At 55.0% G+C, this 14,234-nt stretch carries 16 protein-coding genes; 8 read left to right on the top strand and 8 right to left on the bottom strand.

Annotated features, from left to right (window positions below; translation table 11 throughout):
• The first annotated feature begins 66 nt into the window (after positions 1-66).
• The 5 genes from ASD8599_RS04315 to ASD8599_RS04335 all read left to right on the top strand — a co-directional run bounded on the left by ASD8599_RS04315 (position 67) and on the right by ASD8599_RS04335 (position 3,395).
• Entirely contained in the window at positions 67-480 is a 414-nt protein-coding gene (locus ASD8599_RS04315; protein WP_108827397.1) for an Hsp20 family protein, read from the top strand.
• Between the two features lie 3 nt (positions 481-483).
• The gene (locus ASD8599_RS04320) at positions 484-708 is read left to right on the top strand and encodes a DUF1150 family protein (RefSeq protein ID WP_108827398.1); all 225 of its coding nucleotides are present in this window, start codon (positions 484-486) and stop codon (positions 706-708) included.
• A gap of 3 nt (positions 709-711) precedes the next feature.
• Positions 712-1,599, top strand: coding sequence for a hypothetical protein (locus tag ASD8599_RS04325; protein WP_108827399.1), 888 nt, complete (start codon positions 712-714; stop codon positions 1,597-1,599).
• Positions 1,596-2,465 carry a PhzF family phenazine biosynthesis protein gene (locus tag ASD8599_RS04330; RefSeq protein ID WP_108827400.1) on the top strand — a complete coding sequence of 290 codons (870 nt, stop codon included), beginning with the start codon at positions 1,596-1,598 and terminating at the stop codon, positions 2,463-2,465. The genes ASD8599_RS04325 and ASD8599_RS04330 overlap by 4 nt, the downstream gene beginning before the upstream one ends.
• 72 nt (positions 2,466-2,537) lie before the next feature.
• Positions 2,538-3,395 (top strand): glycosyltransferase family 10 domain-containing protein, encoded by an 858-nt coding sequence (locus ASD8599_RS04335; RefSeq protein ID WP_108827401.1) that lies wholly within the window; start codon positions 2,538-2,540, stop codon positions 3,393-3,395.
• An 85-nt stretch (positions 3,396-3,480) separates the two neighbouring features.
• On the opposite strand, the gene ASD8599_RS04340 is transcribed toward ASD8599_RS04335, so the two are convergent.
• The 3 genes from ASD8599_RS04340 to trxB all read right to left on the bottom strand — a co-directional run bounded on the left by ASD8599_RS04340 (position 3,481) and on the right by trxB (position 8,145).
• On the bottom strand, positions 3,481-5,199 hold the full coding sequence (locus ASD8599_RS04340; RefSeq protein WP_108827402.1) for a bifunctional sulfate adenylyltransferase/adenylylsulfate kinase: 1,719 nt from the start codon (positions 5,197-5,199) through the stop codon (positions 3,481-3,483).
• 154 nt (positions 5,200-5,353) lie between these two features.
• Positions 5,354-7,039: an adenylate/guanylate cyclase domain-containing protein gene (locus ASD8599_RS04345; protein WP_108827403.1), complete on the bottom strand. Its 1,686-nt coding sequence runs from the start codon at positions 7,037-7,039 to the stop codon at positions 5,354-5,356.
• A gap of 164 nt (positions 7,040-7,203) precedes the next feature.
• Positions 7,204-8,145, bottom strand: a complete 942-nt coding sequence (gene trxB / locus ASD8599_RS04350; RefSeq protein WP_108827404.1) for a thioredoxin-disulfide reductase — start codon at positions 8,143-8,145, stop codon at positions 7,204-7,206.
• Positions 8,146-8,345: 200 nt separating this feature from the next.
• Here trxB and ASD8599_RS04355 point away from each other — a divergent pair, with 200 nt between their 5' ends.
• A complete protein-coding gene (locus ASD8599_RS04355; protein WP_108827405.1) occupies positions 8,346-8,846 on the top strand; it encodes an Lrp/AsnC family transcriptional regulator in 501 nt (166 codons plus the stop codon).
• Between the two features lie 17 nt (positions 8,847-8,863).
• Here ASD8599_RS04355 and ASD8599_RS04360 read toward each other — a convergent pair whose 3' ends face one another.
• From ASD8599_RS04360 to lgt, 5 genes are all read right to left on the bottom strand, one after another.
• A complete protein-coding gene (locus tag ASD8599_RS04360) occupies positions 8,864-9,532 on the bottom strand; it encodes a Hint domain-containing protein (protein ID WP_245925922.1) in 669 nt (222 codons plus the stop codon).
• A 393-nt stretch (positions 9,533-9,925) separates the two neighbouring features.
• A complete protein-coding gene (locus ASD8599_RS20240) occupies positions 9,926-10,066 on the bottom strand; it encodes a hypothetical protein (protein ID WP_181364404.1) in 141 nt (46 codons plus the stop codon).
• Positions 10,067-10,344: 278 nt separating this feature from the next.
• Positions 10,345-11,100, bottom strand: coding sequence for a peptidoglycan editing factor PgeF (gene pgeF, locus ASD8599_RS04365; RefSeq protein WP_108827406.1), 756 nt, complete (start codon positions 11,098-11,100; stop codon positions 10,345-10,347).
• Complete coding sequence (locus tag ASD8599_RS04370; protein WP_181364405.1) at positions 11,097-12,152, bottom strand: class I SAM-dependent methyltransferase; 1,056 nt, start codon at positions 12,150-12,152, stop codon at positions 11,097-11,099. The genes pgeF and ASD8599_RS04370 overlap by 4 nt, the downstream gene beginning before the upstream one ends.
• Positions 12,149-13,039 carry a prolipoprotein diacylglyceryl transferase gene (gene lgt / locus ASD8599_RS04375; RefSeq protein ID WP_108827407.1) on the bottom strand — a complete coding sequence of 297 codons (891 nt, stop codon included), beginning with the start codon at positions 13,037-13,039 and terminating at the stop codon, positions 12,149-12,151. The genes ASD8599_RS04370 and lgt overlap by 4 nt, the downstream gene beginning before the upstream one ends.
• Positions 13,040-13,135: 96 nt before the next feature.
• Between lgt and ASD8599_RS04380 the strand changes: the two genes are divergently transcribed.
• Positions 13,136-13,375, top strand: a complete 240-nt coding sequence (locus ASD8599_RS04380) for an accessory factor UbiK family protein (RefSeq protein ID WP_108827408.1) — start codon at positions 13,136-13,138, stop codon at positions 13,373-13,375.
• A gap of 327 nt (positions 13,376-13,702) precedes the next feature.
• The gene (locus ASD8599_RS04385) at positions 13,703-14,203 is read left to right on the top strand and encodes a type III secretion system chaperone family protein (RefSeq protein ID WP_108827409.1); all 501 of its coding nucleotides are present in this window, start codon (positions 13,703-13,705) and stop codon (positions 14,201-14,203) included.
• Positions 14,204-14,234: the final 31 nt, after the last annotated feature.

Raw genomic sequence — 14,234 nt, forward strand, 5'->3', positions numbered from 1 at the left:
TCTGATTAGGGTTGCCGCAGCCGGGACCTGAATTGACTGTCGCTTGGTATGATAAGGACGTGTCGCATGACAAAAATGACCCTTGCCTCTTATCCCCATATGCTGGGATTCGAGCAGCTGGAACGCCTGGTGGAACGCACCGCGAAGTCCGGCAACGAAGGCTATCCGCCTTTCAATATTGAACAAACTTCTGACTATTCCTACCGCATCACGCTTGCGGTCGCGGGCTTTGCCGAGGACGATTTGGCCATCACAGTCGAAGATCGCCAATTGGTTATTCGTGGCCGCCAGTCCGACAGCCCGGATGGTCGCATCTTCTTGCATCGTGGCATTGCAGCCCGTCAGTTTCAGCGCAGCTTCGTGTTGGCCGATGGCGTAGAGGTCGGGGAAGCAATCATGGAACACGGGCTTTTGCATGTCGATTTGACCCGCGCAAAGCCCGAAACAGTTGTCCAAACCATCAATATCCGGAAAGGGTAAGACATGAACACACGTTATGAATTGAACGCCGACGCGGATCGTATGGTCTATGTAAAGCCTGTGGTTGTTGATGATCTGCCCCCCGAAGTGCGTAAAAGCGCAGGTGATGCACCACAGTTGTTTGCTGTACATGCTTCTGACGGGCAGCAGCTTGCTTTGGTTGCGGATGAACGTCTGGCTTATGTTCTGGCTCGCCAAAATGACTACGCACCGCAGCCCCTACACTGAAAAATGATATGGCGGGCAGTCGGTCTGGCCTTGTGCCTTTGTGGCACGGTTGTATCGGCTGGCCCACGCCCGCAGATCGAAACGGACGGCGTCGGGGCGCAAGCCAAACAAGCTATATTGCAAGACGCATACCGTCAGGTCGAAACCTACTTTGAAAAACAACATGGCTTGGCGCTGGATCAACCTTTCGTTTTGGTGGGCACTGACATGCCCGAGGACATGGGCGTACGGCTTGCGAAGGGTTTGCGTGCTCTGGACCGACGCCCCCTGCGCAAGCCGATTGATACCGAACGTTTGTGTGGTCAAAAACGGGTTGGGGCGGCTGCAAACCGCAACTATATTTTGATGTGCTGGCAGCAACCGGATGCCTATGACGCGGCCTGGCGCACGGCTCTTGGTCCACGTCTGACGCAAATTCTTGCCCACGAATTCACCCATCAAATTCAGTACCAGCTGGCACAAGATCGGCCCGCGCGGCGGTCCAAACGGTTGGATGACTGGTTGTTGGGTCCCAACTGGATGGTGGAAGGCACGGCGGAAGTGATCGAAACAGATTTTGTCACGCCGATTGCAGCGTTCACCGGGAAAGATGTGTTTGAATATCAAAATCGTGCGCGTCGTAGCCGTTTGACCTTGTCGGAGATGTCAAAATCCAGCAGCGTCAAAGGGCCTGCTGGCTACGGCGTGTCGCGCTTTGCTTGCTTAATGCTGGCCCGAAAACACGGGATTTCTGCGTTGTTCGACTACTTCGAAGCTTTGGGGAAGCTGAAGGATCGCGACAGTGCCTTTGAAGTCACTTTTGGACAAACATTTGCTGCATTCGAGGCTGAGTTTGAAAAATTGCGCCGCGACTTTGGGGCTGCACGAGACTACGGAAGAGACGGATCATGAGCTTTGAATTTGACTGGGTGGATGCCTTCACCGATCAGGCCTTTGGGGGCAACGGGTGTGCGGTGGTGCATGGTGGGGCTGGTTTGGATGATGCGCAATGCCTTGCGTATGTGCGCGAAACCTCCCTTGTGGAATGTACGTTTACCGGCCCGTCAGATATCGCGGATATTCGGGTTCGTTACTTTCTGGCCAGCCGTGAAATACCTTTTGCCGGCCACCCGACATTGGCCACTGTGGTTGCCATGCGTCACCGGGGGCTGATTGACGATGGGGATTTGGTGTTGGAAACGCAGGCGGGGCTGGTGCCTGTGCATGTGGATGGTACCCATGTCACCATGACCCAAGTGCCGCCAGTGTTTGGTCAAAAGATTCCCGCTGATATAGTGGCCGCCGTTGGTGGATTGGACGAGGCGGACATTGTGCATCTTCCGCAAATCGTCTCAACCGGATTACCCTTTTGCATCACGGTTCTGAAGTCTCGTGGCGATGTAGACCGTGTGCGATTGGACCTTGACGGTTTGCATCGCTATGCGGATTTTCTGGGCCGGAAGGACGTCGACATTATGGAACCTTTCTGGGTAGCGCAGGATGGGGCAACGTCTGCTGGGGACACTTATGCGCGGTTGCTGCTGGCCCCGCCAAGCCCACCGGAAGACCCGTTCACAGGGTCTGCCACAGGGGCGATGGCGTCCTATTTGTGGGCGCACGGGTTGATTGAAAAGCCCGAGTTTACAGCGCAACAGGGGCACGGTCTGGACCGGCCAGGGCAAGCAACGGTAAAGGTGCTGGGGCCTCGGGACGCGATAACCGGCGTCGAGGTGTCCGGGTCCGGCTATGTGCTGATGTCTGGCAGATTGCACCTGTAAGATATGCGCGTCGCCCTGTGTTGTTGATTTCGGCGCAATTTTATCGCAAAGCCAACCCTTAAGGAGAGGTTTATGCGCGACCCCTATATAGCAGTTTTGCCGTACGGGCATCAAATGGGTGCGCATTTGAGTGCGATGCCGCTGGATGCGCTGCATTGGCCTTTGGGCATGCCCGAAAGGCTTGAAGGCACGGTCGCGGATCTGGAACCATATGACCATCTGCTGGTCTTTCCCAAGACTTCCATACATTGGAAATTGAATTGGGGGACGCGGGCCAAAGTATCGTTAATGGTTGTGGAACCACGTGTGATCCATGCACGGCATTTGGCGATGTTGCGCCTATCTTACCGACGGTTTTACCGTGTCTTCACCCACGATGCCCTGACATTAAAACGCTTGCCAAACGCGTATTTTTTACCTGCTGCCAGCACTTGGGTTCCGGATTACGCGAAGGTTGATCTGACAAAATCGGCGCGGACTTCCTTGATTGCATCAGCGCGCCGCGACACCGCAGGGCATCAGTTGCGTCATGCCGTAGTAGATGCGGTGCGCGCCAAAGGGTTGGATGTGGACATTATGGGGCGTGGATACGCGCCGTTTAATCATAAATTTGAAGGCCACGCCCCCTACCGCTTTTCGGTTGTGATCGAAAACATACAAGCGGGCGGGTACTTTACCGAGAAATTGATCGATAGCCTGTTGTGCGAAAGCGTCCCGATCTACTGGGGCGCTCCGGATGTTGCGCAGTATTTTGACAATAGGGGTATTATTGTTTGCGACAGCTTGGATGCCTTGGTGGCTGCCGTCGAAGGGGCGGATACGGCAAAATATAACGCTATGCGCCAACCTTTATTGCAGGCCAAAAAACAGGCCATCGCGCTGCGCGACTACCGTATTCTTGCTGCTCAAAATCTGCAGCAGGATGCTTAGGCCAGAAATCTTCCAAGCAAAATGGCATCCGAAAACGAAAAAGGGCGAGGAACCCCCCGCCCATATTCCATAAAAGTGTTCGCCCTTAGTTTGCGGCGATCAACCCCATGCTTTCCAGCTTCAAAAGCACCTGATGTGCGCAGTTGTCGACATCGACATTTTCCGTTTCGACACTGAGCTCCGGGCTTGCAGGCACATCGTAAGGGTCCGAGATACCTGTGAATTCTTTGATCTTGCCTTCACGCGCCAGCTTGTACAGCCCCTTGCGGTCGCGGCGTTCACATTCTTCGATGGATGTGGCGACATGCACTTCGACGAAGGCGCCAAAGGCTTCGACATCTTCACGCACGGCCCGTCGGGTTGTCGCATAAGGCGCGATTGGTGCACAGATTGCGATGCCGCCATTTTTGGTGATCTCGGACGCGACATAGCCAATGCGGCGAATGTTCAGATCGCGGTGTTCTTTGCTGAACCCAAGTTCCGAAGACAGGTTTTTACGTACGATATCCCCGTCCAGTAGGGTCACAGGGCGTCCGCCCATTTCCATCAATTTGACCATCAAAGCGTTTGCAATGGTGGACTTGCCGGAACCGGAAAAGCCGGTGAAGAAGACGGTAAAGCCTTGCTTGGAACGCGGCGGCTTGGTGCGGCGTAGTTCCTTGACGACTTCAGGAAACGAGAACCATTCGGGAATTTCCAAACCTTCCGCCAAACGGCGGCGCAATTCCGTGCCTGAAATGTTCAGGATCGTAACTTTGTCTTTGTCTTTGATCTCGTCGATTGCTTCATATTGCGCACGCTCCGCGACCCAAACCATGTGTTTGAAGTCGACCATTTCGATGCCCATCTCGTCTTGGTGGGCGCGGAAAAGATCTTGGGCGTCATAGGGGCCGTAAAAATCTTCGCCTTGGCTGTTGCTACCGGGACCAGCATGATCGCGGCCCACGATGAAATGCGTGCAGCCGTGGTTCTTGCGGATCAGACCGTGCCAAACGGCTTCACGGGGGCCTGCCATACGCATGGCGAGGTTCAACAAGGACATCGACGTGGTCGCTTGTGGGTATTTGTCCAGCACAGCCTCATAGCAGCGCACGCGGGTAAAGTGATCGACGTCGCCCGGTTTGGTCAGACCGACAACAGGGTGGATCAACAAGTTGGCTTGGGCTTCACGTGCGGCGCGGAACGTCAGTTCCTGGTGCGCACGGTGCAACGGGTTGCGGGTTTGGAACGCCACAACTTTGCGCCAGCCCATTTTGCGAAAATAGGCGCGCATCTCATTAGGTGTGTCGCGGCGGGCGCGGAAATCATAGTGCACGGGCTGTTGGATGCCAGTGACCGGACCACCCAGATAGATTTTGCCTGCTTGGTTGTGCAGATAGTTCACAGCCGGATGCGCATCGTCATCGGCCCCAAAAACCTTTTCGGCTTCAAGTGCTTTGTTTGGCTCCCAACGATCGGTGACGGTCATGGTGCCAAGGATGACGCCTTCTTGGTCACGCAGGGCGATGTCTTGGCCGATTTCCAGCGATGCCGCGAAATCCTCGGACACGTCTAAAGTGATCGGCATCGGCCAAAGCTCACCTGTGGACAGGCGCATGTTTTCGACAACGCCGTTGTAGTCTTCTTCCGACAAGAACCCTTTCAGCGGGTTGAAGCCACCGTTCATCAACAGTTCAAGGTCACAAATCTGGCGCGGGGACAGATCGTGGCTGGTCAGCTCTGCAGCCTCCAGTTTCATCTTTTGCGCGGAATCATAGGATACAAACAGCTCAGGGATCGGAGCAAGATTACTGATAATCGTCATGGTGTTCTTCTTTTGCCTCGGGTTGGGCCCTTTTGGACCGTTGCGCGGGGCTTAAACCGCGAATGTGGCAAAAGTCTAGCAAATGGCATGAAAATTGGGGCATTATTCGTGCTGCGTTGCAGAAAATCAGCGAGAGACAGGAAAACTGGCGGTGTTACGCCGGTTGCAGCGCGCCGAAATCTGACAATTGCGTATCGAGGGTTTCTGCATTTTCGACCCTAAGCGCCAGCAAAACGTCCGCGACGCCGCGCAGTTGCAATTCGATCATGGCGCTGGCTGGCATGTCAATTCCGGCCGCTTTCAATAAGGGTTGCGATAAAAAGACCTGAGCGCTGTGTTCTTTGGTGATGGCCTCTAGGCGGGATGCCGTGTTGACCGTATCGCCGATTAACGTGCGTGGTGCGTGTCCGGCCGCGCCAATTTCGCCCAATACAACGTCGCCCAAGTGTACGCCGATGCCAATTGCGACTGGGGGTTGGCCCTCGGCGTTGAGCTGCACGTTGAACGATGCCAGCGCTTTGGCGATGCCCATTGTCGCGCGCAATGCGGCCTGCGCAGAGCTATGCGCGTTGGCAGTTTCAAACACCGCCAAAAAGCCGTCGCCCATGTACTTGTCGATTGTGCCATTGTTGCGCGTGACAGCCGGAACAACCGCATCAAAGAACCGGTTGAGCAGAAAGACGACGTCATAGGGCAATTGTCCGGTGGTGCGGGCTGTAAATCCACGCATATCCAGAAACAGGATCGCCAGTTCTTTTTCTTCGCCCTGCGTCGCATGGGCACGTCTTTTGCGACCGTCTTGGAAAACCCGGAAAACGGTTGTTGGGTCGGTTGGTTTGATTTGGCAGGCCAGTCGTGTCTTGGGACCTGCGCCTACGGCGGCAAGGCTTTTGGCTTCGGCCTCAGAGGGGGGGTGCAGTAAATCCAAACCTTCCTCGACCACAACGCGGCACGTGGTGCACCGCCCCTTGCCACCGCAAAGGGCTGTGTGCGGCACACCGTTGGCACGCGACATTTCCAACAGGGTAAGCCCCTTGGGTGCAGTGATTGCAGGGCCATCTATGTAGTTCACAGATACGGCGCGGCGGCGTGCCAAAGTCTTGCGCAAAAGGTAGTATCCAACGACCAACAAAATGACGGCGCCAAAAACGGTCAAAGCCCATTCGGTGGTTTTAACCAGAAAGGCGAATTCGCTTGGACCGGGCCAATTGTAATCGTCCATCATGTCCAGTTGCGTGTCTTCATCGGCAAAGGCGGCCACCAACCGACGGCCTTCGACCAGGAAACCGGCAAGCGCAAAGGCAGGAACCAGCACGGCGCAGCCAATCAATGCAGGCTGCCACCTGTGCCACCATGGCAGTGAGCGCAACCAAAAATGCAAGCCCGCACAACCATGAACCCAAACAATCAACAAAAGCAGGCTTTGCTTCAGGCCCGACCAAGTGCCGTGGATCAGAACCATAATATAACCCATTTGGTCATCGACGTTCAGAATTTCATGGGCCGCACGCGTATGGACGATGTGTGTGATCAGAAGGGCAGGGATCATTAACCCCAAGATGATTTGAACGGCCTCCCAAACAGGCATACGCAACGTGCGACGACCGGCCAGTTTGACGAAGGCCAAGGCCGCATGAATACCGAAGGCTGCATACAAAACGACGCTGCCGATGGTACTGCGGGTGATCCATTGACGACTGTCCTGAAAGGCATCCATCCAGGTCGGAGACACCAGTCCCAAGCCAATGTTGATAAAATGGAAAAACGCATAGGCAAACAGGATCAAGCCACTACCAATGCGTAGACGTGTTGCCAGATTACCCTGCCATAGGCTGTTCATGAAATGCCCCTTGTTCAAATGCAACTTTGTGCAAGGGACGTTCAGCCGTCAAGGACAGAGCCGCTTCATTCTTTTCGCCAAAAATATCCCGGGGGAATCCGCAGGATGGGGGCAGAGCCCCCGCACGAGAGCAGCACAGTCCATAGGACAAGCGGTGCGGCCTATCACTCTTGTTCGGCAATCCAACGCTCTGCTTCCAAGGCCGCCATGCAGCCCATGCCAGCAGATGTAACGGCCTGACGGTACTTATGATCGGTCAGGTCGCCCGCGGCAAACACGCCCGGTATCGAAGTTTCGGTGCTGTCGGGTTTGGTCACGACGTAGCCGCCCATGTGGGTGTCCAAAACATCTTTTACCAATTCATTGGCGGGGGCGTGGCCGATTGCCACGAAGACGCCCTTGGCCGGGATGTCTGATATTTCACCGGTTTGGGTGTTTTTTACCTTTACGCCCTCAACGCCCATTGGGCTGTCTGTGCCGTAGACCTCATGTAGTTCATGGAACCACAAAGGTTCGATCTTTGGGTTCTTTTGCAAACGGTCGATCAGAATTTTTTCTGCACGCAATTCGTCACGGCGATGGATCAACGTGACCTTGGATGCGAAGTTGGTCAAAAATAGCGCTTCTTCCACAGCGGTGTTGCCGCCGCCGATCACAACGATCTCTTGGCCACGGTAAAAGAAACCGTCGCATGTGGCACACGCAGAGACGCCGAAGCCTTTGAACTTCTCTTCAGAAGGCAAGCCCAGCCACTTGGCACGGGCACCCGTCGCCAGAATGATTGCATCGGCGACATATTCTGTGCCGCTATCAGACTGGGCGACAAAAGGGCGATTTTCGAAATCGACGGATGTAATGATATCGTGGATGATCTCGCATCCCATGGCGGCTGCATGGTCTTGCATGCGCACCATCAAGTCCGGTCCTTGTACTTCGGTATCGCCGGGCCAGTTTTCGACTTCGGTGGTGGTGGTCAATTGCCCCCCCGGTTCAATCCCTTGAACCAGAATAGGATTTAACATGGCGCGGCTTGCATAGACGCCGGCGGTGTAGCCCGCAGGGCCAGAGCCGATGATCAAAACTTTGGTTTTACGTTGCTCAGCCATGTGGCCCCCCGAAACAATAATGTGCAGCCCAAGTGATATAGCGGGGCCATGCCCACGCTTAAACCCCACAAATGGATTGTCGAAGCAGCAGGCATACACATTTTGCGGAGCGTTTGTGTCAGGAAATATTCTTGCGAGACTGCGAAACATTGTTGCGCTGAATGGGGTGGTGTTATAACAACCGCGAAACAGGAGATGTTATGGCAAGCACACGTCTTGATCCGATTGACCGCAAGATTCTCGCAGAATTGCAAGCCGATGGCCGAATGACCAATGTAGAGTTGGCCAAACGCGTTGGCATTTCTGCACCCCCCTGTTTACGGCGGGTGCGTACTTTGGAAGACAGCGGCTACATCAAAGGCTACCACGCCGAAGTTGACGCCAAAGAACTTGGGTTTGAAGTGCAAGTGTTTGCCATGGTGGGCTTGGCAAGTCAGGCCGAAACCGACCTGTCAGCTTTTGAAGCACAATGCGATACGTGGCCTCTGGTCCGCGAGTGCCACATGCTGAATGGCGAAGTAGACTTTATGCTGAAATGCGTGGCCCCCGATCTGTCCAGTTTCCAAAGCTTTTTGACAGGTCAGCTTTTGACCACGCCAAATGTCGCCAGTGTGAAGACATCGCTTGTTATTCGCGGCGCCAAGGATCAACCGGGTGTCCCGTTCGATGTGTTGGAAGATAGGCTGGCCAAGCAGGCGTAGCCTATCTGCAAACTTTCTTAAATCAACTGATCCACATCGTTGTCTGGTGCGCGCGGGTGCGCCAACGGCCCAAAATCGCTGACATGCGAGATATGTGGAAACATCGACAAGAACAAATCACGCATCGCATGGCTGACGGACCGTACGGCTGCTGATCCCGGATGGAATGTTTCCATTTCCAGTCCTCCGACATTGATCGCTGCATGGCGCGACAGGCAAATATGAAATAAGCGCACTTGCGTGGGCGGCGTCACTTCAATGACGTTCATCCCGTCGACAAAGTCCCGTGCCGACGTGAACATTGCCTTGCCATGTGTTTCGCCTCGCAAATGTGCAGGTGTTTGCAAAATACGCGCTGAGGGTCCGACGGTCAGAAAAGACGCAGGGCGGGCTTGGCCAAACGTATCTGCCATAATCCGCGTCAGCGATGTGCGTCTTCCGACATCCGCAGGCACAAAACTGGCCGATCCGATCCACAATACCTCTGCGGGATCTCCGCTTGAGGTGTGCACCATTTCGCCCGGCTGCAAGTCTTCGATCGCCACATCGCCCTGGGTCGTCTGGATCAGTGTGCCGTGCCCGAAGGCTGCAAATGCGCTTTCGAACAAGGGCAATGCGGGCGCTTTGTGTTGCCCGATGTGCAGTGTGCCATCAGCGCGTTTTGAAACAACTTCGTATGTTCGCATGGAAGGCATTGCCGTCCGTGTGGGCGGTGTATGGCCGTGAAATGGCGCAGAAGAAGAAGGCTGGCGAAGCGCAGCCGCAGGGGTCGTCATGCGAGTAACCTCGTATGGTTGGTCACATCTGCGTCGGCCCCCACCGACAACGACAGACGAACTGGGTTCATGTGTCTCGATGAGGCCAAATTCATAGAAAACTTAGCGCATTGTCAAAAAGGAGTGAACATTTATGCGCACAACGGCGCCAATTCAGTCAAAATGTGGGGTTTTGTTTCCGGCAAATTGTCGAAGTTTGCCACAATTAACCAAAAACCCCCGCTCTGATTTGCGAATCGCAAAGCCGAACGAGGGGTTTGAACTGAGGGAACTTGTTACCAAACTGATCCTCAGTCGCTTGGTTTAGGCTGCCTTTTTAAAAGATGCTGCCTGACGTTTTGCGATCATTGCGGCACGACGTGCCCCGCGTGTCCATGGCATCACAACCTGCGTGTCAGCGGCGGTCTGTGTGATGGACTTGATAAAGCGTGTGTTCGTTTTCATGTCTGCGTTCCTGCTCGGGGGGATACCCCTTTGTTTGGTGTTGAGACATGTATGACGCTGCACTTGGGCGGGTTTGCGGCGTGTTTAAGAAAAGTTTGTAGAAAGTTGTCACGGAAAGGGCGTCAAATGTGGCACAGGCTTCGGGCTGTATCCCCAATAAAATAGGGGCCGTTTTGATTTTTTGCGTCACGGGGTCCATAGGACAGAACACAATTCACGCGATTGCGATAGAATTGTTGCCATATTTCGGACTGTTCGGATCACAAGCGCGTGGCGCGTTACAGGCGAATGGCCGAAATCAGTCGTCCGTAATCGGCTTCTTTGCGATGCACACTGCGCCGGTACGAATAGAAACGGTCCGGGTCGGAATAGGTGCAATGTCGTGTCCATTCCGCATGTCCGATACCAGCGGTGCGCAAACGGTGCACGCCATATCCGGTCAAATCGAACTGCATCCGATCTCCGGTGCCGGCTGCAAAGAAACGCGCATTTTGCGGATCTTCCATCATGAAATCGTCCATGAATTCCGGACCTACTTCGTAAGCGCGTTGGCTGATCGAAGGGCCTATGATGGCGGTGATCCGTTGTCTGTCCGCCCCGATTGAGACCATGGCATCGACAGTTGCATCCAGCACGCCGTCCAATGCCCCACGCGAACCCGCGTGCGCGGCACCGATCACGCCTGCAATGGTGTCTGCAAAAAGAACCGGCTGACAGTCGGCTGTCAAAATAGCCAAAGCAATGCCAGGCGTGCTTGTGACCATTGCGTCCGCCTTGGGGCGTTCAGATGACGCGTGCGTCACGGTCACGACATCGGCAGAATGGACTTGATGCACGCCGACCAATTCTTCTTCGCCCACGTCCATTGCCTGTGCGACACGGGCCCTGTTGATTTTTACAACTTCCGTTTGATCCGAACTGCCAACCCCGCAATTCAGGCCCTCGAATACGCCTGATGACGCACCGCCCCGTCGCGTGAAAAACCCGTGTTTGATCGATTGCAGGGCATCGCTGGTCAGAATTTCGAGGGTCATGGTTCAAGTCCCGCTGGTGGCGCATGCTGCTTGGGAAAAAGGCCCAGCACTTTGAACAGGTTTCCCATTTCGTCGGGGTGCGTCAAGCGCCGATGTGCATCAATATGCGTATCAAGTGCCGTATCACGCAAAGACGCAGCCAGCGATTGCGCCCTTTGCGTAATGCCTAACCGTTCTAGAAAAACACCCTGTGGCGTTACTTTGGAATGGGCACAGGGCACAGCGGCGCAGAGGGCTTCAAAATCGACGTGGGCGGTTAGGTCAGCGTCCCCGGGACACTGTAGAGGATCTGTTGGAGCATGGTTTTGCAACGCTTGAAGCGTGTCGCCAAGACTGCGCCAATCGCCATAGTCAATGACAATCGCAGCGCCGCCATGCTGTGTGATGCGTGTCCCGATGCCGTCGATGATCGGGGCGGCACCGGGGCAGTCTTCGACCATGTCGCCGTCTTTGGTGTCTTCCAGCCGGTGCGATAAGGCCGGTTGCGGAAGATTGGGACCAAGGCCGAATTGCAATGTTTCGCCGTCTATCCCCACTTGCCGTTCCCGCCAGCCTGCACCGTCACGCACGAATTGTCTTATGGGCAAAGCGTCGAAAAATTCATTGGCCACCAGAAACAATGGGAGCTGTGGCAGATCAGCGATGTCGTCCAGATAGGTCAAAGGATGTGCAATCGTGTCGCTTTGTATGCGTCGCAACGTGCTTGAGGCTTCGAACAGTGTGACTTGGGCTGCGGCATGAAAACCGGGCACTTTTGCGGTGGCGCGTAAAACGTCAGCCATCATGGTGCCGCGCCCCGGACCCAGTTCTGCCAATGTGAAACGGTCGGGGGCGCCTTGATCCAACCAGCTTTGGGCCAGGGAAAGGCCGATAAGCTCACCAAACATCTGGCTGATTTCCGGTGCAGTGGTGAAATCCCCGTCTGTGCCAAACGGGTCGCGTGTGCTGTAATATCCGTGTTCGGGATGCAGCAAACACGTCGCCATATAGTCGGCGACACTGAGCGGACCATCGTGGCGGATGCGCCGGACAATGATGTCTTTAAGGCTCACGCCGCTGCGGTGCGCCGTGCGCGTATGATCAAAACAAGGCCCACGACGATCATGGGCAAAGACAGCAGTTGCCCCATCGTCAATCCGTATCCACCCATCTGCAAAGCCAACCCCAACGGGTTGGTGTCGGTGATGAAATGCGCGTCTGGTTGGCGTACAAATTCGACCAGAAACCGCGCCAGCCCGTAGCCTGCAAAGAATGTGCCAGCCACAAGACCGGGCTTTTTCAGAGCACCGCGGCGCCAGACAATCCAAAGCAATACGGCGCCCAGCAAAAGCCCTTCAAGTGCGGCTTCATACAATTGCGACGGGTGGCGGGCGCAAAGCCCCACCACATCGGGGCAGTATTGCGCGGCTTGCGTCGGGAAAGGCACACCCCAAGGCAGATCGGTGGGGCGGCCCCAAAGCTCTGCGTTGATGAAGTTGGCAAAACGGCCCAGCAGCAGCCCCAGAGGGACGCCAAGCACCACGATATCGGCAGCACTTAGCTTTGGAATGCCGTAACGCCGCGTGTACAGCCACCCCGCAATGATGACGCCGATCAAACCACCGTGAAAGGCCATGCCCCCTTGCCACAAAAACAGGATTTGGGTCGGATTTTGCAGATAGGCTGCGGGTTGGTAGAAAAATACATATCCCAAACGACCGCCAAAGATGACACCCAAAATCACCCAGGTCAGCAGATCCTCGATCTGTTGAGGCGTCATGACGGGTTGGTGTTGCGGCCATAGCCGTGGCGCTTTGATCGCCATGACAACCAAACGCCACCCGATCAAAATACCTGCAATATAGGCCAGCGCATACCATCGCAGCGCAAATTCCATACCGAACAAAGTGACGGAAAATATCTCGGGCGAGATATTGGGGAAGGGGATCATGGCTTTCATCTGCGTCTGAATGCCTCTGCTTCATGGGCGAAGTCAACCTTGCGCAACCCACACCGTGGCCCCATATAAGGGTTACCCACGAAGGAGAAACGCCCCATGCAAGCCCGCGGTAAGATTTTTGATGATATTTCCCAGTTGATGACCAACGCAATGGGCGTGGCGCAGGGCGCCAAAGATGAAGCCGAAACGGCGATGAAATCGCTGATGGATCGTTGGCTGGCAGATCGTGATTTCGTAACCCGCGAAGAATTCGACGCTGTGCGCGCCATGGCCCAGAAGGCACGTGAAGAAAATGAAGCGCTAAAAGCACGTCTTGAGGCGCTGGAAGCCAAATAACCGGAGGCGCTGCCGCGCCATTACATTTTACAGCTGGTGGAGAGTGATCGCCCTGCCTTTAGGTGGGGCGTTTTTGTGTTTGCACACCGCATGCCTTCGGCGAGGATATTTGTAGCGAAAAGAAGTCCGGCCCGCATTATCTTGATGTAAGGTCGTCTTTGTCCACAAGTTATTGCGGTTATCCCCAACTAAAGGGTTGCCAGATGCTTATGCGCATAGCACCATATGTTGTGAAGATGCGGGGGTGATCCTCGATATCTCATGCAGGCATCTAGTGTTTGGGGCGCAGCCGCCCCCTTCCGCTAACCCAATAGACTGGTGGTATTCATGGCCCTTTCCGAACAGTTCATTGAAGACGATATTCACCCCATTGATTTGGTCGAGCACATCGCAGTGCATCACGAGTGGGATTTTGACCGCATTGCTGATGACCAGATTGCCATGGCTGTGGAAGGCCAATGGCGCACCTATTCTGTGACCCTTGCTTGGTCGGGATATGATGAGACCTTGCGTATGGTATGCACCTTTGAAATGGAGCCGCCGGAAGAAAAGCTGCCTGCGCTTTATGAATTGTTGAATCTTGTGAATGACCAGTGCTGGGCCGGGTCCTTTACCTATTGGGCGGAACAAAAGCTTATGGTGTACCGCTATGGGCTGGTGCTGGCAGGTGGGCAGGACGCAGGCCCTGATCAGGTCGATACCATGATCAATGCCGCTGTCATGAGCGCCGAGCGATATTACCCTGCATTGCAATTGCTTGTCTGGGGCGACCGGACCCCAAAAGACGCAATGCAGGTTGCCATTGCAGAGGCATACGGCCGCGCGTAACACTTCGCCCCGAAGCAAAACTTGGGGGCAA

Origin of the sequence: Ascidiaceihabitans donghaensis (assembly GCF_900302465.1) — a bacterium.
GTDB classification, from domain to species: Bacteria; Pseudomonadota; Alphaproteobacteria; order Rhodobacterales; family Rhodobacteraceae; genus Ascidiaceihabitans; species Ascidiaceihabitans donghaensis.

Bases quoted from the DNA above. Each gene is read 5' to 3' on its own strand.
- ASD8599_RS04315 (WP_108827397.1), top strand. From the start codon at position 67: ATGACAAAAATGACCCTTGCCTCTTATCCCCATATGCTGGGATTCGAG.
- ASD8599_RS04320 (WP_108827398.1), top strand. From the start codon at position 484: ATGAACACACGTTATGAATTGAACGCCGACGCGGATCGTATGGTCTAT.
- ASD8599_RS04325 (WP_108827399.1), top strand. From the start codon at position 712: ATGATATGGCGGGCAGTCGGTCTGGCCTTGTGCCTTTGTGGCACGGTT.
- ASD8599_RS04330 (WP_108827400.1), top strand. From the start codon at position 1,596: ATGAGCTTTGAATTTGACTGGGTGGATGCCTTCACCGATCAGGCCTTT.
- ASD8599_RS04335 (WP_108827401.1), top strand. From the start codon at position 2,538: ATGCGCGACCCCTATATAGCAGTTTTGCCGTACGGGCATCAAATGGGT.
- ASD8599_RS04340 (WP_108827402.1), bottom strand. From the start codon at position 5,199: ATGACGATTATCAGTAATCTTGCTCCGATCCCTGAGCTGTTTGTATCC.
- ASD8599_RS04345 (WP_108827403.1), bottom strand. From the start codon at position 7,039: ATGAACAGCCTATGGCAGGGTAATCTGGCAACACGTCTACGCATTGGT.
- trxB (WP_108827404.1), bottom strand. From the start codon at position 8,145: ATGGCTGAGCAACGTAAAACCAAAGTTTTGATCATCGGCTCTGGCCCT.
- ASD8599_RS04355 (WP_108827405.1), top strand. From the start codon at position 8,346: ATGGCAAGCACACGTCTTGATCCGATTGACCGCAAGATTCTCGCAGAA.
- ASD8599_RS04360 (WP_245925922.1), bottom strand. From the start codon at position 9,532: ATGCGAACATACGAAGTTGTTTCAAAACGCGCTGATGGCACACTGCAC.
- ASD8599_RS20240 (WP_181364404.1), bottom strand. From the start codon at position 10,066: ATGAAAACGAACACACGCTTTATCAAGTCCATCACACAGACCGCCGCT.
- pgeF (WP_108827406.1), bottom strand. From the start codon at position 11,100: ATGACCCTCGAAATTCTGACCAGCGATGCCCTGCAATCGATCAAACAC.
- lgt (WP_108827407.1), bottom strand. From the start codon at position 13,039: ATGAAAGCCATGATCCCCTTCCCCAATATCTCGCCCGAGATATTTTCC.
- ASD8599_RS04380 (WP_108827408.1), top strand. From the start codon at position 13,136: ATGCAAGCCCGCGGTAAGATTTTTGATGATATTTCCCAGTTGATGACC.
- ASD8599_RS04385 (WP_108827409.1), top strand. From the start codon at position 13,703: ATGGCCCTTTCCGAACAGTTCATTGAAGACGATATTCACCCCATTGAT.